The following is a 382-nucleotide window of genomic DNA, read 5'->3' as shown; positions in this document are numbered from 1 at the left end:
GTATTTGCCCAAGACGCTGAGGGAACTGAAATTTCCGCAGGCCTGCATGACGCGCTTCTCGATCAGCACGTTTGGATCTGGAAGGCAGGCTGCCTGGAAAACGTCACCGGCCATGACGAGAAGGGCGAAGACGCGATCCTGGATCAGGAGCTTGCCATCAGTGCGATGGATGGAGTGGAGATCCAGACGGCTATGCCAGCGATCGTGCAGTGTTTTGGGTGGCTGGACGGGCTGCGTGCGAACTCGGGCTGACGATTGGAACGGGCGACACCAAACGACCGGACTAGACGCCATCTATAGTTTTGAGTTCATTCGTCCTTTTTGACGCGGCTCATGGGCGCGTGACAATGCCGTTCTCACCCCCGGACGCCCTGCCGAATGC

General features: G+C 58.4%; 1 protein-coding gene. It reads left to right on the top strand.

The window, feature by feature from the left end:
* On the top strand, window positions 1-252 hold a 252-nt coding region (locus tag GVL03_RS21850; RefSeq protein ID WP_200847454.1), incomplete at its 5' end, for a hypothetical protein.
* Between the last annotated feature and the right edge of the window lie 130 nt (window positions 253-382).

It is taken from the genome of Microbacterium sp. 18062 (assembly GCF_902706225.1).
Classification (GTDB): domain Bacteria; phylum Actinomycetota; class Actinomycetes; order Actinomycetales; family Microbacteriaceae; genus Microbacterium.
This window is presented reverse-complemented; position numbering and strand designations above follow the sequence as displayed.